Raw genomic sequence first — 19,399 nt, 5'->3', positions numbered from 1 at the left:
TGAACGATCGACTCGCAGGCTCTAAACGGCGCCTCACGGACCATGTATCAGAAGCGCTAAATGTGTGAGTGCAAATCGTCGCCGCCCTAAGCGAATGAACCTTCCGTTATACCCGGCCGGTCTACGTCTGGAGTAGTCCAATACGCTGTCGACCATTCAGTATGCGGGCGTCTTCACTTTGCCCACCCGAAACCATTGTCGAATCGCGCTAGGTGACAGAGAGCCAGCCTGCGTCAAAAACCAATCAGAATAGGACCCATGACCAAGCGCCCCACAATTGCCGATCTCGCCCGCGAAGCCCGAGTCAGCGTAGCAACGGTCGATCGGGTTCTGAACGCCCGCCATCCGGTGCGCGAGGAGACCGCGCGGCGGGTCCACGACGCCGCCCACGCGATCGGCTATCATGCTGCCGGGCTCATCAAGCAGCGCTTGCGGCGAGACCTACCGTGCTACCGTCTGGGCTTCATCTTGAGAAAACCGGCCCAGCATTTTTACCAAGACTTTGCGCGCGAGGTCGAAGCGTCGGTCAATTTGGCCCAGTCCTTCCACGGCATTCCGCTCATCCAATTCGCCCCGTCACATATGCCGAGCGACCTAATCGCACCGCTCAAGGATTTGGGCGCACGCTGCCATGCGATCGCGATGGTGGCACCGGACCACCCGAAAATTACAGCAGCGGTTGAGGACCTCAAGGCCAAAGGCATTCCGGTTTTCTCGCTGCTTTCCGACTTCGCCGCCGGCGTGCGACAGGGCTATATCGGCCTCAACAACCGCAAGGTGGGACGCACGGCCGCTTGGATGGTGTCCAAAGTCGCAAAACGGCCCGGCAAGGTGGCGGTGTTTGTGGGCAGCCATCGTTTCCAGGGGCACGAGCTCCGCGACGTCGGCTTTCGCTCCTATTGCCGTGAGAACGCGCCGACGTTCGAGGTGCTCGATCCGCTCGTGAACCTCGAGAAACGGCAGATCACCTACGAGGCAACGCTTGACCTCATGCAGCGGGAACCGGAGCTCGTCGGCTTCTATGTCGCAGGCGGCGGGATGGAGGGCGCCATCTCCGCGGTCCGTGAAGAGGGCAAAAGTCGGGATCTCGTCGCGATCGTGAATGAAATCACGCCGGAATCTCGGGCGGCACTCGCAGATAACATCATCACGATGGCGGTCGCCACGCCAATGCGCCGGCTTTCCCAGGAGCTGATAACGCTGATGACGCGGGCTATCGAGACCGGCACTGCTGAAACACCAGGACAGACATTTCTGCCGTTCGACATTCATCTGCCGGAAAATATATGAAACTGATGGCTTCTATCGTAAGCGGGGAAGTTTCCTTTCATAAATGAGAGAAAGTTGATTGATGATCCCATCCACGCGGGGTAGCCGCACCCCACAGGCCTCAGCCGCGGCCCAGGATGAAGCGCCAATTGGGTGAACGGATCGGCCACGCGTTCAGGCGGAAGCGCGAGGTCCCGACCGGCTTCATTGCCAACATCTCGACGTTGTCGGTCCAGGGCGGTGTCGTCAAGGATGCCTCACGCCAGTAGCCGAGCGAGGCCGGCACAGTCCATTGGGATTGACCTCGTCGACCGGCATCTCCTCGCCTGGCCGCGCGTGAAAAGCCGCGGCAAGGCCGGCAAAGTTGGCATTTGAGTGGGGCTAGACATCTTCTGGGACTTCGCACGCGAAATCGGAGGCGGCAGTCAACTCAGCACCAACCCGGGCATGTGTTCTGCTCGTTCCTGGCCCTCGTACTCAGCAAGGAACTGCGCCGCTCTGCCGAGCCAAAGGCCTGACGCCCGAATGGCAACCGCTCCTACGCGATCGCGACCGCCTCCAGGAAGCCCGAGACGCTCAATAGCTTTCAAGCAAAGGCGCCAGGCGAGATGCCTCCTGCAACATCATTTCCCGCATCCACAGGCTTGCCGGATCAGTATTGTGAAGCGCGGGCCATTGGACGGCCTCCGTGAATGCGGGATGAGGAAGTGGCGGCGGAAGTCCGACAATCCGCAGGGGTGTTGTTTTTGCGAAATGCTGCGCCAGCCGTAAGGGCATGGTCCCGATGCGGTTGGTGCCTGATAGGACGGGCGCGATCAGGCTAAAGCCCTGTACGACGACCTCGATACGTCTCTCGAAACCGTGCTCGAGCAAATACCACTCCTCCATGGTGGGCTGCCGGGTGTGCCTGAATTTGAGCACGACATGCCCCATCGACAAGTATCGCTCGAATGTAAGTGGCTCTGACAGCTGCTTGTTCGTGCCGCAGCCTACGCATACGAGCATATCTTCGAACAGGGCTGCGCGAGGATGTTTCGACATGAACACTTCCGGCATAATCAGAAAATCAACGTCGCCGCGCCGGAGAAGCTCCTCGGGGTCGTCGCAAATAGGCAGGCATTCGAAGCGGACGGCGGGAGCTTCCCGCGCAGTACGCTCTACGATCCTCTTAAAAAGCACGAGCGTGAGGTAATCGGAAAGCATGATTCGGAAGAGACGATCCGATTGGGCTGGGTTAAAGGCGTCGGAGGAAATAATCGATAGCTGGATGTGCAGCAATGCGTCCCGGACTGCTGGGGCAAGCCCCTCCGCGCGCGGTGTCAAAATGAGCTCGCGGCCGTTCATCGTAAATAGCTCATTGCTGAAGTAGGCGCGTAACCGAGCGACGGCGGCGCTCATGGCCGGCTGGCTCAGGTTAATACTGTTGGCCGCGGCAGTGACTTTACGCTCCCTGATCAGAGCGTCCAGCACAACGAGGAGATTCAGATCCAGCCCCTTAAACCGCATATCCTGATCTATCCAGCGTGTGGATGGGCATCATCTAAACAATCAATTTTACGAATTTACGAACCATGCATTAGAGGAACGTAAATGACCGACGTCAAGCTCAAATCGACGGCGCCGCGACGGGCGGGAACATCGAGAGAGCTCATTGGCGAGCCCCACCGGCTGGCTCACCTTCGCTAACGACAACGGTTGAGTGCAGCCAACAACGCCGCCGCTTTGGCCGGGTAATGCGGCCCGCAAGAAACTATTTTGAAGAGAGGTCCTGAATGCGCCCTCAGGTGCAGTGGAAATTGTGCTGGGAAAACGAGTTGCAGCTCTCGGACCACGTCGAGCTCGCCCAGTTCTTTCGTAATACCTACGGGCCGACTGGGGCGTCCAACGCAGAACCGTTCAAAGGTAGTCGAAGCTGGGCCGGAGCCAGGCCTGAACTCCGCGCAATCGCCTATGATTCGAGCGGTGTAGCGGCTCACATGGGCATACTGCGCCGTTTCATCAAGGTTGACGCGGTCGATCTGTTGGTGGCTGAGCTGGGCCTGTACGGGGTACGTCCGGATCTTGAGGGTCTCGGAATCGCCCATTCAATCCATGTCATGCTTCCAATACTGCAGGAGCTTGGCGTTCCATTCGCTTTCGGAACCGTCCGGGACGCGCTGCGGAATCATGTTGAGAGGTTCGGGCGGCGATACAGCCCTATGGCCGTTTTGTCGGGAATTCGCGTGCGCTCCACCCGACCAGAGGCGCGCCTCGACCTGCCGCCCACACGCATCGATGACGCACTCACCATTGTTCTGCCAGTTGGACGGCCGATCAGCGAATGGCCCACGGGCACGATGATCGATCGGAACGGACCAGAGCTATGAGCCGTCCCGATTGCTTGTACGAAGTGCGCCGTGAGTGCTCTGACGGCACCGGCCGTCGCAGCGTTTATCTGACGTTTGACGACGGTCCCAATCCACTTTTCACACCGGAGATTCTGGATGTGTTGGCAGAGCAGCGGGTGCCGGCGACTTTCTTCGTCATCGGCGCCTACGCCTTAGAGCACCCGGATCTAATCCAACGAATGTTTGCAGCAGGGCACGAGCTAGGCAACCACACGATGACTCATCCGGATCTGTACAAATGCGGCTTCGGCGAAGTGCAACGTGAGATCTTTGAAGCGAACGGCGCCATCATGAGGGCGTGCCCTCAGGCCTCGGTGCGCTATATTCGCGCGCCCTACGGGGCCTGGAGCGAAGAAGTCTTCACAGCGTCACAGATCGCCGGGCTGACGGCCCTCCATTGGTCCGTCGACCCTCGAGATTGGTCTCGCCCTGGGGCCGACGCGATTATCGATACCGTGCTCGCCTCTGTCCGGCCGGGCGCAATCGTACTCTTGCACGACGGATGCCCTCCCGGCGAGTTGAGCCAGGGCGCTCACGCCGGTCTGCGCGACCAGACGGTCACGGCGCTGTCCCGGCTGATTCCAGCACTTCATGAGCGCGGATTTGTAATCCGCTCACTTCCTCAACATCACTGAACAAACGAGATCCCATGACTCTTCTTGGTACAACCAGCACTGTGGCCATTTCGCTTTATGCACTGCTCTCGACTGCTTATAAGAGCATGCAGGGGATTTATGCTCTGCCGACAAACGACTCATCGGCGTTGGAGGATCTCGTCGGCTCCGATCAACTGCCCAGCGTGGATGTCATCGTCCCCTGCTTCAACGAGGATCCGCGCACGCTTTCAGAGTGCCTGGCGTCCATTGCAGACCAAGAATACGCCGGAAGACTTCGGGTCTATGTGGTTGATGACGGTTCTGGAAATCGCGAAGCCGTAGGAACTGTCCACGAAACCTACGCGCGCGACCCTAGGTTCGACATCATTTTGCTTCCCGAGAATGTTGGAAAGCGCAAGGCGCAGATCGCCGCGATACGCCGCTCATCCGGGGATTTGGTGCTTAACGTTGATTCAGACACGATACTCGCGCCCGACGTCCTCACCAAGCTTGTACCGAAGATGCGAGATCCAGCGGTCGGCGCAGTCATGGGTCAGTTGATTGCCAGTAACCGGAGCGAGAGCTGGCTGACAAGGCTGATAGACATGGAGTACTGGCTGGCTTGCAACGAGGAGCGCGCGGCACAGGCTCGCTTCGGTGCCGTTATGTGCTGTTGCGGCCCATGTGCCATGTACCGCCGGTCTGCGCTCCTTTTGTTACTGGACCAGTACGAGTCGCAATTTTTTCGGGGCAAGCCAAGCGACTTCGGGGAGGATCGCCATCTCACTATCCTCATGCTGAAAGCAGGCTTTCGAACCGAGTACGTTCCGGGCGCCATCGCGGCCACAGTCGTTCCGAACAGACTCGGACCGTATCTGCGCCAACAACTCCGTTGGGCACGAAGCACATTCCGGGACACGCTGCTTGGGCTGCGCTTGCTGCCCGGCCTCAATAGCTATCTCACGTTGGACGTGGTCGGACAGAATCTCGGGCCGCTACTCCTCGCCCTATCGGTACTAACGGGCCTCGCACATTTCGCACTGACAGGCACTGTGCCTTGGTGGACAGGACTGATGATTGTGTCCATGACCATGGTCCGATGCAGCGTGGTAGCATTTCGTGCTCGACAGTTTCGATTTCTGGGCTTTTCCCTGCACACGTTCATCAACATCTTTCTCTTACTTCCCTTGAAGGCCTACGCGCTGTGTACATTGAGCAATAGCGATTGGCTGTCGCGAAGCTCTGCTGTCGCTACATCGAACACTGGGGGAAAACAGGCCCCCACCCAAACTCCGATCACTGGATCAAGCAGGGCAGAATTCTCACCGCATGCGGCTCCGCTTCGCAGGCTCAATCTTGCGCGGATTCTTCGGGATTAGCGCTGTCGAGCAACATCTGCGGCGACGAGTGATCGCTAATTACCTAGGTGGACGAGAGGTGGACGAGTTTGACCCAGAACATGAATCATCAGTTGCTCGATCGGGAATTGGCCGCAGACGATCCGTGGCGCCTCGACGGCAATCCGTTCGAGCGGGAGCGCCACACGCAAATGCTCCAGCTGGCGCTTGCCCAAGGCTCCATTACAAATGCCCTCGAAGTCGGGTGCGCTGCCGGCGCATTCACGGAAAAATTAGCTCCCAACTGCCAAGGGCTCACCGTCATCGATGTCGTGGCGCAAGCGATTGCTCGAGCACGTCAACGGATAAAGGAGCCGTCGCGCATCAACTGGATAGTCTCCGATGTTCAACAGTTTTCGACCGACGAGTTGTTTGACCTGATCGTTGTGGCGGAGGTCCTATACTACCTCGAAGACATAGCCGAGATGCGCGCGGCCGTCAAAAACCTGGTGCGGGTGCTTGCGCCAGGCGGGCATCTGATCTTCGGATCGGCAAGGGATGCTAATTGCCGTCGCTGGGGTCACGCCGCTGGTGCTGAGCCGGTCATCGCCATGCTGAACGAAACGTTGATCGAGGTAGAGCGTCTTGAGTGTCGGGGCGAGTCGGTCAACGAAGACTGCTTGCTCGTCCGTTTCCGGAACCCGCTTTCCGCTTCCTGATGAATCGAATCTATCGCCGTTAACGTGGAGACAGTATGCGCATCTGTGGTACCAAGCTGACCCATGATGGGGCGATCGCCCTTGTCGAGGATGGACGGCTCGTCTTCTGCGTTGAGCAGGAAAAGCGGCACAACAATCCGCGTTATCAAACCATCGATAATCTCGACGCAATTGTCGCCGCTTTGGCGGAACAGGGGCTAAATCCTTGTGATGTCGATCAGTTCGTTATCGACGCCTGGGATGGCGAAGACGAGTCACAGTTTCAGGTCCGGCAGGCAACCAAACAACCGCCAGTCTTGGCGTCCCCCTCGGTAAAATGAACCCATGTCCATGGTAGCGATCGATCTTACTGACGTAAGCAAAACTTATGACAAGCTCGTTGTCGACAGACTGTCGTTCCGCGTTGCGGCGGGGGAATGCTTCGGGCTCTTGGGACCGAACGGTGCGGGCAAAAGCACGATTGCGCGTATGGTCCTCGGCATGACATCGCCTGATGCGGGGAAGATTACTGTGCTCGGCGCTCCAGTGCCGGCGCGCGCGCGTTTGGCACGTATGCGCATCGGCGTGGTCCCGCAGTTCGACAATCTTGATACCGCGTTCACTGTACGCGAGAACCTGTTGGTGTTCGGGCGCTACTTCCGGATGAGCAGACGCCAGATCGAAGCGGTCATACCGTCGCTGCTTGAGTTCGCCCGCCTCGAGAACAAAGCGGATGCGCGCGTCGGCGAACTGTCCGGCGGCATGAAGCGGCGCCTGACGCTCGCGCGTGCGCTGATCAATGACCCGCACTTGCTGGTGATGGACGAGCCGACCACCGGCCTCGATCCGCAGGCCCGCCACCTGATCTGGGAACGGCTGCGATCGCTGCTGGCGCGGGGCAAGACTATTCTTTTGACTACCCATTTCATGGAAGAGGCCGAGCGGCTGTGCGATCGGCTGTGCGTTATGGAGGAGGGGCGCAAGATCGCCGAAGGCCGCCCGTCCGCACTCATTGACGAGCAGATCGGCTGTGACGTGGTCGAGGTCTACGGCGGCAATCCGCATGAACTGGGTGCGCTGATCCGGCCGTACGCACAGCGCATCGAGGTGAGCGGTGAGACGCTTTTTTGCTATGCACCCGATCCGGAGCAGGTGCTGGTGCAGCTACGCGGGCGCGCGGGTCTGCGCCTTCTGCAGCGACCCCCCAATCTCGAGGATGTGTTCTTGCGGCTAACCGGGCGCGAGATGGAGGACTGAACAATGGGCGAACGTTATGCGGCGGCCATGCCCGCCAATGCATGGAATTGGGTCGCGGTTTGGCGCCGCAACTATCTTGGATGGAAGAAAATCGGGCTTGCATCGGTTCTCGGCAACCTCGCCGATCCGATGATCTATCTGTTCGGTCTCGGCTTTGGCATCGGAACAATGATAGGTCCTGTTGAGGGCACTTCGTACATTGCGTTTCTCGCGGCTGGCATGGTTGCCACAAGCGCGATGGCATCGGCGACTGCTGAAACGGTTTACGGGAGTTTCGGCCGCATGGACAACCAGCGCACCTGGGAAGGAATGCTATGCACTCAGCTGACGCTCGGCGATATCTTACTCGGCGAAGTGGCGTGGGCAGCCACCAAGGCCCTGATGGCGGGCACAGCAATCACTATTGTTGCCACCACGCTCGGCTACACATCGTGGCCATCCATCCTCTGCTTGCTGCCAGTCATCGCTCTCAGTGGCCTCGCCTTCGCGAGTCTAGCGATGGTCGTCACGGCGCTTGCGCCCAGTTATGAATATTTCATATTTTATAATACGCTTGTTATAACACCCATGCTGTTCCTTTGCGGCGCGATGTTTCCGGTCAACCAATTGCCCGGCGCTTTTCAGGACGTCGCCTCCTTGTTGCCGCTCGCACATGCAATTGACCTCATTCGTCCGGCGATGCTTGGCCGTCCGGCCGGCAGCATGGGCCTGCATATCGGCGCGCTTTGCATATACACGGTTTTACCGTTCTTCCTATCGGTTGCTCTATTTCGTCGTCGGCTGATGCGTTGACGCTACTCACCATTCGTAAAATTGATTCTTTGGGCGATACCCATCCACGCGTCGGATAGGTCAATACATGCGTTTTAAGGGACTCGATCTAAATCTCCTCGTTGTGCTGGACGCTTTGATCAGGGAGCGTAAAGTCACCGCCGCGGCCCGCAGTATTAACCTGAGTCAGCCGGCCATGAGCGCCGCCGTCGGTCGGTTACGCGCCTATTTCAGCGATGAGCTATTTACGATGAACGGCCGCGAGCTCATTTTGACACCGCGCGCGGAGGGGCTCGCCACAGCAGTCCGGGAGGCATTGCTGCACATCCAGCTGTCGATTATTTCCTGGGACGCCTTTAACCCGGCCCGATCGGATCGTCGCTTCCGCATCATCCTTTCCGATTACCTCACGCTCGTATTTTTTAAGAAGATCGTAAAGCGTGCTGCGCGGGAAGCTCCCGCCGTCCGCTTCGAATGTCTGCTTATTTCCGACGACCCCGAGGAGCTTCTCCGGCGCGGCGACGTTGATTTTCTGATTATGCCGGAAGTGTTCATGTCGAAACATCCTCGCGCAGCCCTGTTCGAAGATATGCTCGTGTGCGTAGGCTGCGGCACGAACAAGCAGCTGTCAGAGCCACTTACATTCGACCGATACTTGTCGATGGGGCAGGTTGTGCTTAAATTCGGGGACACCCGGCAGCCCTCCATCGAGGAATGGTATTTGCTCGAGAACGGTTTCGAGAGACGTATCGAGGTCGTCGTACAGGGCTTTAGCATGATCCCGCCCCTTCTATCAGGCACCAACCGCATCGGGACAATGCCCTTACGGCTGGCGCAGCATTTCGCAAAATTAACACCCCTGCGGATTGTCGAACTTCCGCCGCCACTTCCTGCCGCATTCACGGAGGCCGTCCAATGGCCTGCGCTTCACAATAATGATCCGGCAAGCCTATGGATGCGGGAAATGATGTTGCAGGAGGCATCTCGTATGATTACCCCGCCTAAGAGCACCGGACGTCTCAGTTGTCGGCCGACGACCCCTCGGTTATGAGAGGAGGCATGGATGGCGATTGGGATTGGGCGATTCCTGCATTGTCGAGAACGATGCAGGGAGAGCAGATCCTTCAGCCTGAAGAGGTGGCAACGATGCTGCGGCTGCATGAGCTTGGCTGGGGAATGAACCGACGGGGGAAGGAATTCGGGTGCGCGCGCAACACGGTGCCTCGGTATCTAAGCGAGGGCGGGACTGTTCCGTTTCGCAAGCCTGTGCGGCCGACCGCGTTTGACGGACCGGACAATTGGCTGCGGGAGCGCTTCTTCCCCCATGGCTCGGGCTGGATGACGATCTCGACCCGCTCCAGATGCGCCGGGAACGCCTTGCGCGGTCGCGCAGCACGTCGCGGCTCGCCTGTCGGTCTTGCGGCCTCGAGCTCGGACTCAATCGCGCCGAGCCCAGTCTGGATTTCGAAGGCGAAGGCCTGCTGGGCACGTTCGAGCTTCTCGGAGCTGCGACCGAAGCGGCGCGCTCCAGCTGCTTGATGATCCCATGAAGGTCGGCGATCTTCTCCTGGGCACGCTCGTTGAGTGTCGCCATCCGGACGATCTCGGCCTTGAGTGTTTCGCTCCGGAGTTGTTGCAGTTCGGCCTTCTCCGCCGCCATGGCGACGAACATCGCCTTGAGCGGATCGATTTCGTGGGGACGGGCCGAAGCGCTTCTCGTCATGACGCCGACAGGAGCTTATTTTGCACGGCCTGAGGCCCGCCTTTTGCGCCTGAGTCACTTCGCCACGGCCTATCCGGCCGACGTCGGACGCCGTCTCCGTTCGGCTCAAACGCGCCAGTCCATGCCTTCGACGAGCGCCATCAGTTCCGCGCGGCAAGCCGGATCACGCCGTTCTCCACCCGCGGCCAGCGGAACTTGTCCTCGTCCAGCGCTTACGGTGCGGGTATGCCGGCGTCGAGCAAACAGAGAGAAGTTTGGGGCCGAACCAGGTCGGCCCCGTTACGAAGTGTTGTCCTGGTGGTTTGAGTGTCGAATCTTCAGATCGATTGCTTGGGCGACCAGCGTCCCCGCCGCCAGCGAGCCCGCAACTGCTCAGCAGAAGGAAGTGAACGTGAGTGCATCCATTTCGTAAATGTGTGCCTATCCAAGCAATCGATTTCTCTAATTATCCGATGAGCAATATGAACGCGTCAGGCAGGGTGCATCATTAGGAGTATTTTCGATGGCAAAGATTATCGAGGGTGGCCCGGGTGCCGAAACACTCATCGGCACCGAGCTTGACGATTGGATGGAGGGTTTCCAGGGCGGTGACTGGATTGACGGTCGTGGCGGCAACGACGAGATCTCGGGTGGCCCGGACAGTGACCGACTCATCGGCGGCAAGGGTAACGACCGCATCTTCGGCGGAGATGGCTGGGACGATCTCTCCGGCGACAACGGCCGCTTCAACCCGCGCGTCTCCGGTGAGGACAATGACAGGCTCAGCGGCGGTCCCGGCCAGGATGTCCTCTACGTGGGTGACGGCCAGGACACGTTGACCGGGGGCACCGACAGTGACACGTTCGTGTTCCAGTTCCACAATCCGGTGCCTGGGGTTGTCGGGTCGAAGTCGGACATTACCACTATCACCGATTTCAACCCGGCGGAGGACAAGTTCGCCTTCGATGCGGTGGGCCTCTACAATGACGGTTTTGGCGCGAACTTCGTCAACAACGCCAGCATACAGTCCGGCTACCCGGTGAGCAGCTTCTACAGTGGTGCGGCCTCAGGTGCGAACGGCGAACACGTCGTGGTAATCACTGGCGAATCTTTCAACTCTGCTTCTGAAGCCGCGAGTGCGATCTCCGGCGAGCACGCCGGCGACATCATTGTCTACCAAAGCAGCTACACCGACAGAGTCGCAACTCTGGCCTATGTCACCGCCGACAACAACGCGCATGAATTCGTCCACCTGGGCGGTGTGGTCACCGTGGCCGACCTAGGCCTGACCGCGTCGGACTTCACCTTCGTTTGATCCAGAAAACCCATACGGAACAGCGCCCCGCCCCCCGGGGGCGGGCGCTTTCCGTTTCCGCTACTTGCGATGGGCCGGGGCGCCCGGGAGCAGTCGCAGCGTGTACAGCTTGACGAAGCCCTGCACGTCGCGCTGGTCGTACACCGAAATCTCCCTGAAGGCGTGGAGGCGGAAGCCTGTTCGGGCCCTTGCGGCCGGCCACGATGACGTTGCCCTTCCAAACCTTCAGCCGGACGGTGTTGTTGTTGACCCGCTCCATTAGATGCCAAACCAAACACATTCGGCGGGAGCACTGATCCTGAATCAGCGCGCGGATGCAGTCGGTTGCCGCTCGGGGAGCAATATAGGGAGCTGGGTCGCCAGATCTTCACGGAGCCCTACGTGAGTAACCATTCCTTGAAGGATTCAGCTTTGAGACCTTTCCCTCTGAGTTCCGCTATTTGGGGAATTCTGTTGATCAGCGGCGTGGTCAACGTGCTTGCGCTGATCTCGCCGCTGTTCATGCTTCAGGTCTACGACCGCGTTCTGGCAAGTGGCAGCGTATCGACGCTAGTGGGGCTCGTCGTGCTTGCTGCAGGGCTTTATGCGTTCCAATGCCTGCTCGACGTTTTGCGCGCCCGCGTGCTGCTGCGGATTGGCGAGCGTTTCGATGAACAGTTTTCCGGACGCGTTCACGATGCGATCGTTCGCCTTCCGCTTTTAACGCGCATGCCGGGCGACGGCTTGCAGCCGCTTCGCGATCTCGACAATATTCGCGGATTCTTAGGTGGAAACGGTCCGACAGCGTTCTTCGATCTGCCATGGATGCTGCTTTATCTTGCCATTTGCTTCCTCTTTCATTTCTGGATCGGCATGACGGCCCTTATCGGGGCGATCGGTCTCACATCTCTGACACTTCTTGCCAACACTCTCTCGCAACAACCGATACGCGATACCATTGCCCACAACATGGCACGAAATGGTCTACTGCAAGCAGCGCGTTGCAATGCCGAGGTCGTGCAAGCTCTCGGTCTCGGAAGGCGGATCGCTGCCCGATGGCACACGGCCAATGCCAAGTATCTGGCCGCCAGCCGGAAAGCCGGGGACGTGGCAGGTGGGCTGGGTGCCATTTCAAAGTCGCTGCGCGTGCTGCTGCAATCGGCCATTCTTGCCGTCGGCGCGTACCTTGTGATCAGTCAGGAGGCTACGGCCGGGGTCATGATTGCAAGTTCGATCATGATGGGGCGTGCGCTGGCTCCGGTCGATCTGGCCATTTCAAGCTGGAAACCCTTCCTCATGGCGCGCCAGGGTTGGGCGCGGCTGGAGGACCTCCTGGGAAAGGTTCCTGAAACCGCTCCTGTTATGCCAATGCCTGCACCTGAACGCGAACTCCGCCTCGAAGGCGTGACAATCGTTCCGCCCGGCGAAAGGAAGCCGACCGTGACCGGCCTTGCGTTTGCCGTTCAGGCGGGAAGCGCACTCGGGATCATCGGTGCATCGGGTTCGGGCAAGTCGACACTCTCGCGCGCCATCGTCGGCGCATGGACGCCGGTCGCCGGAAAGGTTCGCATCGACAGCGCAAGCCTCGATCAATGGGACCGGGAAGCGCTAGGCCGTCATATCGGCTATCTGCCGCAAGGTGTTGAACTATTCGACGGCACCATTGCCGAAAACATCGCTCGTTTTGAAGACGATCCTGACCCTGAGGCTATTGTCGCCGCGGCGAAGGCAGCGGGCACGCACGAACTGATCCTCCGATTTGAGCGCGGCTACGAAACCCCGATTGGTGAGGCCGGATCGGCACTTTCCGCCGGGCAGCGCCAGCGTGTCGGTCTTGCCCGTGCCCTTTATCGAGACCCTTTCCTTGTTGTGCTCGATGAACCCAATGCCAATCTCGATGCGGAAGGCGAGGCTGCGGTCGTTAAGGCGATCGCCTCCGTGCGCGAGCGCAAGGGCATTGCGGTTGTCGTTGCCCATCGGCCGAGCGCCATCCGCGCCGTGGATTTGGTGTTGGTGATGGAAGGTGGACGGCAGCGAGCATTCGGTGCGCGTGATGAAGCGCTTTCCAAAGTCCTTAAGGGGGCAGCGATGGCATCAGGCGCTGGGGTCAAGGCCATCGAGTCTACACAGGATAACGAGCGCGCTGACATGGAGGATCCCGGTGTCCGGCATTCATCAGAACAATGACGTTTCCAGGTCCATTCGCCGGCATCTGGTGGCGGGCCTGCTGGCGAGCGTGATCTTTGTGGGAGGAGCCGGAGCCTGGGCGGCCTTCACGAATCTGTCCGGCGCGGTTGTCGCGTCCGGACACTTTGTCGTCGATTCCTATGTGAAGAAGGTGCAGCACCCGACCGGCGGGGTGGTGGGAGAAATCCTGGTGAGCGAAGGTGATAAAGTAAAAGCCGGCGACATCCTCATGCGGCTCGACGCCACCCAGACGCGCGCCACTCTCGCTGTAGTCACCAAGCGGCTCGATGAGCTGGCCGCCAACCTGGCACGACTCGAAGCTGAGCGTGACGATCTGGCGGAGATCGCCTTCCCGGACTGGCTGCTCGCCCGCAGAGATGTTCCGGACGTAGCTTCGGCAGTACATGGCGAGACGCGGCTGTTCGAATTCCGCAGACAATCCCGCGACGGAAGGCAGGCGCAGCTAGCGGAACGCATCACTCAATATGAGCACGAGATCGAGGGGCTCAAGGCGCAGGAAATCGCTTGTGAGAAAAGCACCGAGATCCTCCAAAAGGAAATTGCTGCCCTGAGTGGGCTGCGCGTCCAAGGCATTGTCTCGGACCAACGCTTGAACAGTCTGAAGACGCAGGTTGCCACTTTCGGCGGCGAACGCGGTGAGAAGATTGCACAACAGGCACAGAGCGCAGCCCGCATAGCCGAAACGCGCCTGCAGATCCTGCAGATCGATCCGGATTTCAAGACGGAAGTCGGCCAAGAGCTCAGAGAGGTTCAGGCGCAGGTTGGGGAGTATGTTGAGCGCAAGGTGGCGGCTGAACAGGAACTGCGACGGATCGATATTGTCGCGCCGCAGTCAGGCGCCATTCAACAACTCGCAGTTCATACTGTCGGAGGAGTGATCACGCCCGCCGATCCGATTATGCTAATCGTGCCGGAAGGCGACGATCTTGCGCTTGAAGCACGAATCACCCCGAAGGACATCGACCAAATCCAGCTTGGTCACAAGGCCGTGCTGCGGATGTCAGCCTTCAATCTGAGGACCACGCCGGTATTGAACGGATATGTCAGCCGGATCGCAGCCGATCTGGCGACGGACGAAAAAAACGGCGTTTCGTATTACCTGGTGCGTCTGTCGGTTCCGCATGCGGAACTGACGAAGCTCAAGGACCTGACGCTCGTGCCCGGCATGCCGGCCGAAGCGATGATCCAGACGGGCGAGCGTACGGCGCTTTCTTATTTTGTGAAGCCGCTGTCGGACCAAATCAGTCGCGCATTCCATGAGGAATGAAAGTGATCCACAGAAATATTTTGTTGGTATTCTTGTTGGTTGTTACGCATGCATGAGAGTCATAACCGTCTGAAAACACAACCATGCGTTCCTCAGTTGGATTGCGCCTCTGACTCAGATACGTGGTTCCGCGGTCATTTTGCCCTTGCAAGTCGCTGCCCATTCAGTTCTTGGCCTCGAGCGCATTAAGATACCCATCATCGTACACAAAGGCTGGAAAAGAGTCCGGTGTCTTGAGCGATCCTAGGTCTGGAGACCTAGGTGAGCCTGCAAGCACAGGGCCAGGACATGATTGAGCGTCTGCAATATTCGGACAGGTGCATAGAAAGACAGGCAGGCGCCAAAGACGCGCTTTCAACGCACTAAACCGATGCTGCGCACCCCGAGCGTCTTGCCGCCCTCGCTCCCGCCGGTAGGAATCAATCGCGAGCAGGCTGCGACGTTCATCGGCGTAAGCTCAACGACCTTTGATGAAATGGTCCAGGACGGCCGGATGCCGCAGCCACGAATGCCGAGCAAGGGGCGCATTGTTTGGGACGTCGAGGAACTTGTATTGGCGTTTCGAAAGCTCCCTCACCGCCAAATCGGAGGAGCACCAAAGCTTGACGAAGATTCGCCGCCACTAGACAATCCTTGGGATCGAAAACCACGAACATGACGGATGAGCCCGTGAAGGTCGATCTTAAGGGCGTAGTGAAGGACACTGATCGCCACGGCAATGATCGGTACTATTTTCGCGCACCGGGTCGGAAGAAGGTCCGGCTCCGTGAACCGACCGGCAGCGACGAGTTCCTCGAGGAACTGCGGTGCGCGCGCGCCGAGGTCACTTATGTTCGGCCCGGCACTCTTCCCGAGATTTGCCGGCGCCTCCCCAAGCCTTCCGAGCCAGCGAAGAAAGGCACGTTGCTGTGGCTTTGCCAGGAGTATTACCGTCGGGGCGGCACGGAAATCACCCAAGACACTATGGCGCGCCGACGAGCAATTCTGGAGCGCGTATGCGAATTACCTCATCCCCTCGAAGGTGACCCGGATCCTCAGTATCCCACCAAGGGATCTCTGCCATTCGCCGGTATGAAACGGTCTCATGTTAAGGAGATCAGGGACACCAGGCTCGACGCCCTTGGCGCGGCAAACAATATCGTAAAAGCCATCAGCGCGATGTTTGAGTGGGCAAAGGACACAGAGATTCCGGGCGTCGACTCCAATCCCGCCCGCGGCATCAGACGGCTAAAGAGCGGCGACGGCTGGCACCCATGGGACGTGTCGGAGATCGTTCAATATGAGAAGCGGCATCCGCTGGGTACCGCAGCCAGACGTGCGCTCTCGATCTTCATGTTTACTGGCCTGCGGTTGTCCGACGTCGCGATCTTCGGTCGACAGCACATCACGCTCGTCTACAACGAGGAGACCGAGCAGTGGGAGAAGTGGATCAGAATTAAGCCTGGGAAGACCAGTCGTAACAAGGATGCGGTGTTGGTGGAGCTCCCGCTTCTGCCCGAACTAGAGGCGGAACTTGAGCACACGCCCTCCGACCAGATGACCTTCCTGGTCAATGAGTATGGTCGCCCGTTCTCGGAGAACGGTCTGGGCAACAAGATGCGCCAGTGGTGTGATCAAGCTGAGCTGCCGCACTGCAGTGCTCATGGAATTCGCAAGGCCGGCGCGACGATCGCCGCTGAGAACGGCGCGACGCACGAGCAGCTGAAGGCGATATATGGGTGGACTACGTACCAGCAGCCCGACCACTACATCAAGAAAGCGCGTCGCCGGAAGGTAGCGAGAGCGGCGAAATACCTGCTGGTTATCGATCGAAAAGAGAACAAAATTGTCCCACTTTCTGAGGGGGTTGAAAGAGGTGGGACAAAAATGGCCAAAAAATCCAATTAAATCAACGGCCACAAAAGCCAATGGTGGGCCCGGAGGGACTCGAACCCCCAACCAAGCGGTTATGAGCCGCCGGCTCTAACCATTGAGCTACAGGCCCCACGGCGCTGGATTAGTGTTTTTCCCTGAACCGCACAAGGCTTTCCGAGCAGGCGTTCCAAGGGGGCTGGCAGGGATCGCCCAAATCAGCCCATATTGATAACCTATTGCACGTCGCCCATTGGACGCCGGCCAACACTCGGCTGTCTTGGGATCCCAGATCGAGGAGATTTCATGACCAGACGTATCTTGCCCCTGGCGATTGCCGCCGCAATCGCATTTCCGGCGATCGCGGCCGCCGCCGATTCGCCACCGCCGCCGCGTATCGTCGTCACCGGTGAAGGCGAGGCGGCGATAGCACCCGATCTGGCTCTGCTGACGCTCAGCGTCATGCGCGAAGCCAAGACGGCACGTGCAGCGCTCGATGCCAATAACGACGCCATGGCCGCGGTGATCGCTGCCATGAAATCGTCCGGCATCAAGGAGCGCGACCTGCAGACAGCGGGCATCCAGATCAATCCGCGCTATAACTACACCAACAAGCCCGACGGCAGCCAGGAGGCCGAGCTTGTCGCCTATCAGGTGACCAACACGCTTTCGGTGCGCGTCCGCGACATCGACAAGACCGGCGACATTCTCGACAAGGCGGTGTCGCTCGGCGTCAACCAGGGCGGCGGCATCTCCTTCTCCAACGACGATCCGGCGGCAGCCGTCACCGAGGCGCGCAAGAAGGCCGTCGCCAATGCCATGGCCAAGGCCAAGACGCTGGCCGAAGCGGCCGGCGTCGGCATCGGCCGGGTCCTGGAAATCACCGACCAGAATTTCGCACCACCGCCGATGCCGATCAACGCCAAGGCATTCGATGCCGCCGGCGCGTCGGTCCCGGTGCAAGCCGGCGAGAATTCCTATACCGCACAGGTGACGGTGACTTTCGAATTGAAATGATCATCGCTTGCAGCATGAAAAAACCCCGGAGGATCGATCCTCCGGGGTTTTTTGAGCCGCGCTTTCCGTCCTGGCGGAAAGGGCTCCGCTACTCTACCGGCTGCAAGTCAGCCGGCCGCAAGCCCGAAGACCTTAGCGATAGATGATCGGACAGCCGCGCTCGTTGGCGAATACGATTACGACGCGGTCGCCATACTGGCGGCCGGCGACCTTGACCGTGCGGCGGTTGATGTCGATGATGCGGGCGCGGTGCAGGCCCATGCGTTCGGCCTTGTCAATGGCACGCTCCGGCGAACAGGACCGGCGCCAGCCGCCATGACGGCGGTGTTCGCGATAGTAACCATCATCTTCGTCGCCGGTATAGACGCCGACGCGCGGATCCTGGTTGTTGCCGAAGCCGAGATAGATGCTGTCAGCATGAGCGGGGATGGCAGCAAGCGTGCCAAGGCCGACAAGTGCCGAAAGAGCAACCGTCTTGATGGTATTGAACATTGTCTTCTCTCCTTGTTTGAGGGTTTCCACCCGTTTTCGTCAAACCTATGCGAGGAGAATGCACCCGCCTGTCTGAATTTTTTGCGAACCGGCCATTCATCCCCCGTTCATGCGGCAAGAATGGGCCAGCCGTTAGTCTGTCCGTTTCTGGAACCGTTCTATGCAGGGCAGATGGGGAACGTACCCTTTTGCCATGGTTCCCGGTCTTCGTTACCGCAGGAAATCCTAAGGCTCGTCCGCGAGCATATGGTCGAAATAGTCGTCCGGCTCGGCAAGGTCGGTCTCGCTGGCGCTGACCCGGCCGCGCATCGAGATGCCGGCCTCGTGCACGGTCTCGTCGCTTCCCGACACCAGCCTGTGCCACCAATAGAGATCGCGGCCCTCGGCCACCAGCCGGTAAGCGCAGGTCTTGGGCAGCCAGCTGATGGTGCGCACGTTCTGCGGCGTCAGCCCGACGCAATCCGGAACACGCGCCAGCCGGTTGGCATAGTCGGAGCAGCGGCAGCTTCCAGCGTCGAACAGCCGGCAGCCGACGCTGGTCCAGTAGATCTCTCCGGTGTCCTCGTCTTCGAGTTTCGACAGGCAGCACTTGCCACAACCGTCGCAGAGTGATTCCCACTCGGCCGGGGTCATCGCCTCGAGCGTCTTGGTCTTCCAGAACGGCTTTTCCATCGTCGGCATGTGGCCCCCGGACGCTTCAAGGTCAAGCACGGCAACCGTGCACCCTCGTCCGAACGATACGCCGGGACCATACGCCGGAACATACGCCAGGACCATACGAATGACATGAAGTCGCCTTCAAAACGCCGGTCAATCGCCCTGTGCCACAGCTAGAACCTACAAACAGGAACCAAACATGGTTGCTGAAAGTTTGGGCATGGATGGGACGCCACAAGGAGTGTTTATGATGAAACGCCAACCACGGATTCTGGCAGGCACGGCGCTTGGCCTGTTGATGGCGTCCGCGCCGCTAGGCGCGTTCCCACTGCAAGGCGACGCCGCATTCGGCCCCGTGCAACGTACCGCAGCGCCGCTCATCCCAGTGCAATCGAGTTGCGCCGAGGGCGAGTCGGCGGAGGCCTGCGCGCAAAGCCAGCAGGCAGAGCAGCCCAGAAAGAAGAAGCGCGACCAGCAGCAGCAAACGGAATCCGCTCCGGCCGAGCAGGCGGCTCCAGCCGAGTCCGAGCAACCCCGCAAGAAGCGGCGCAATCAGCAGCAGCAAACAGAATCCGCTCCGGCCGAGCAGATCGCTC

At 59.4% G+C, this 19,399-nt stretch carries 17 protein-coding genes, 1 tRNA gene and 4 pseudogenes; 17 read left to right on the top strand and 5 right to left on the bottom strand.

Annotation, left to right across the window (positions count from 1 at the left end):
* Positions 1–258 precede the first annotated feature (258 nt).
* Entirely contained in the window at positions 259–1,290 is a 1,032-nt protein-coding gene (locus tag NKH04_RS26580) for a LacI family DNA-binding transcriptional regulator (RefSeq protein WP_353045204.1), read from the top strand.
* 555 nt (positions 1,291–1,845) lie between these two features.
* Here the strand turns inward: NKH04_RS26580 and NKH04_RS26575 are convergent.
* On the bottom strand, positions 1,846–2,775 hold the full coding sequence (locus NKH04_RS26575) for a LysR family transcriptional regulator (RefSeq protein WP_352457033.1): 930 nt from the start codon (positions 2,773–2,775) through the stop codon (positions 1,846–1,848).
* A 266-nt stretch (positions 2,776–3,041) separates the two neighbouring features.
* On the opposite strand from NKH04_RS26575, the gene NKH04_RS26570 reads away from it, so the two are divergent.
* From NKH04_RS26570 to NKH04_RS26530, 9 genes and pseudogenes are all read left to right on the top strand, one after another.
* Positions 3,042–3,635: a NodA family N-acyltransferase gene (locus tag NKH04_RS26570; protein WP_352715590.1), complete on the top strand. Its 594-nt coding sequence runs from the start codon at positions 3,042–3,044 to the stop codon at positions 3,633–3,635.
* Complete coding sequence (gene nodB / locus NKH04_RS26565; protein WP_352715587.1) at positions 3,632–4,291, top strand: chitooligosaccharide deacetylase NodB; 660 nt, start codon at positions 3,632–3,634, stop codon at positions 4,289–4,291. Before NKH04_RS26570 ends, nodB begins: the two co-directional genes overlap by 4 nt.
* Before the next feature lie 14 nt (positions 4,292–4,305).
* Entirely contained in the window at positions 4,306–5,631 is a 1,326-nt protein-coding gene (gene nodC, locus NKH04_RS26560; RefSeq protein WP_353045203.1) for a chitooligosaccharide synthase NodC, read from the top strand.
* 80 nt (positions 5,632–5,711) lie between these two features.
* A complete protein-coding gene (gene nodS, locus NKH04_RS26555; RefSeq protein ID WP_031194123.1) occupies positions 5,712–6,308 on the top strand; it encodes a nodulation methyltransferase NodS in 597 nt (198 codons plus the stop codon).
* Positions 6,309–6,343: 35 nt separating this feature from the next.
* Positions 6,344–6,625 (top strand): annotated as a pseudogene (locus tag NKH04_RS26550) (carbamoyltransferase N-terminal domain-containing protein); the annotation flags it as partial.
* Positions 6,626–6,632: 7 nt separating this feature from the next.
* Positions 6,633–7,544: a nodulation factor ABC transporter ATP-binding protein NodI gene (nodI, locus tag NKH04_RS26545; protein ID WP_352715578.1), complete on the top strand. Its 912-nt coding sequence runs from the start codon at positions 6,633–6,635 to the stop codon at positions 7,542–7,544.
* 3 nt (positions 7,545–7,547) lie between these two features.
* On the top strand, positions 7,548–8,336 hold the full coding sequence (locus NKH04_RS26540) for an ABC transporter permease (protein WP_353045202.1): 789 nt from the start codon (positions 7,548–7,550) through the stop codon (positions 8,334–8,336).
* Between the two features lie 67 nt (positions 8,337–8,403).
* Entirely contained in the window at positions 8,404–9,366 is a 963-nt protein-coding gene (locus NKH04_RS26535) for a LysR family transcriptional regulator (protein WP_352516375.1), read from the top strand.
* Positions 9,367–9,374: 8 nt separating this feature from the next.
* Positions 9,375–9,641: pseudogene (locus NKH04_RS26530) on the top strand (hypothetical protein); the annotation flags it as partial.
* Between the two features lie 29 nt (positions 9,642–9,670).
* Here the strand turns inward: NKH04_RS26530 and NKH04_RS26525 are convergent.
* Positions 9,671–9,829 (bottom strand): annotated as a pseudogene (locus tag NKH04_RS26525) (IS66 family transposase); the annotation flags it as partial.
* 32 nt (positions 9,830–9,861) lie between these two features.
* On the opposite strand from NKH04_RS26525, the gene NKH04_RS26520 reads away from it, so the two are divergent.
* The 5 genes from NKH04_RS26520 (at position 9,862) to NKH04_RS26500 (ending at position 16,673) form a co-directional block, all read left to right on the top strand.
* Positions 9,862–10,071, top strand: a complete 210-nt coding sequence (locus NKH04_RS26520) for a hypothetical protein (protein WP_352811373.1) — start codon at positions 9,862–9,864, stop codon at positions 10,069–10,071.
* A gap of 469 nt (positions 10,072–10,540) precedes the next feature.
* A complete protein-coding gene (locus tag NKH04_RS26515; protein WP_352483785.1) occupies positions 10,541–11,332 on the top strand; it encodes a calcium-binding protein in 792 nt (263 codons plus the stop codon).
* A gap of 396 nt (positions 11,333–11,728) precedes the next feature.
* Complete coding sequence (locus tag NKH04_RS26510; protein WP_353045223.1) at positions 11,729–13,498, top strand: type I secretion system permease/ATPase; 1,770 nt, start codon at positions 11,729–11,731, stop codon at positions 13,496–13,498.
* Positions 13,473–14,786, top strand: coding sequence for an HlyD family type I secretion periplasmic adaptor subunit (locus NKH04_RS26505; RefSeq protein ID WP_353045201.1), 1,314 nt, complete (start codon positions 13,473–13,475; stop codon positions 14,784–14,786). Before NKH04_RS26510 ends, NKH04_RS26505 begins: the two co-directional genes overlap by 26 nt.
* A gap of 654 nt (positions 14,787–15,440) precedes the next feature.
* Positions 15,441–16,673 (top strand): tyrosine-type recombinase/integrase, encoded by a 1,233-nt coding sequence (locus NKH04_RS26500; protein WP_353045200.1) that lies wholly within the window; start codon positions 15,441–15,443, stop codon positions 16,671–16,673.
* Positions 16,674–16,694: 21 nt separating this feature from the next.
* Here the strand turns inward: NKH04_RS26500 and NKH04_RS26495 are convergent.
* Positions 16,695–16,770 (bottom strand) — tRNA-Ile (locus NKH04_RS26495).
* Between the two features lie 173 nt (positions 16,771–16,943).
* Between NKH04_RS26495 and NKH04_RS26490 the strand changes: the two genes are divergently transcribed.
* Positions 16,944–17,654, top strand: coding sequence for an SIMPL domain-containing protein (locus tag NKH04_RS26490; RefSeq protein ID WP_352472400.1), 711 nt, complete (start codon positions 16,944–16,946; stop codon positions 17,652–17,654).
* A 132-nt stretch (positions 17,655–17,786) separates the two neighbouring features.
* Here NKH04_RS26490 and NKH04_RS26485 read toward each other — a convergent pair whose 3' ends face one another.
* Complete coding sequence (locus tag NKH04_RS26485; protein WP_352637442.1) at positions 17,787–18,146, bottom strand: hypothetical protein; 360 nt, start codon at positions 18,144–18,146, stop codon at positions 17,787–17,789.
* 225 nt (positions 18,147–18,371) lie between these two features.
* The gene (locus tag NKH04_RS26480) at positions 18,372–18,818 is read right to left on the bottom strand and encodes a YcgN family cysteine cluster protein (RefSeq protein ID WP_023678278.1); all 447 of its coding nucleotides are present in this window, start codon (positions 18,816–18,818) and stop codon (positions 18,372–18,374) included.
* Between the two features lie 232 nt (positions 18,819–19,050).
* Between NKH04_RS26480 and NKH04_RS26475 the strand changes: the two are divergent.
* Positions 19,051–19,399: pseudogene (locus tag NKH04_RS26475) on the top strand (OmpA family protein); the annotation flags it as partial.

The sequence above is a fragment of the Mesorhizobium sp. M1365 genome (assembly GCF_040317865.1).
GTDB lineage: Bacteria > Pseudomonadota > Alphaproteobacteria > Rhizobiales > Rhizobiaceae > Mesorhizobium.
This window is presented reverse-complemented; position numbering and strand designations above follow the sequence as displayed.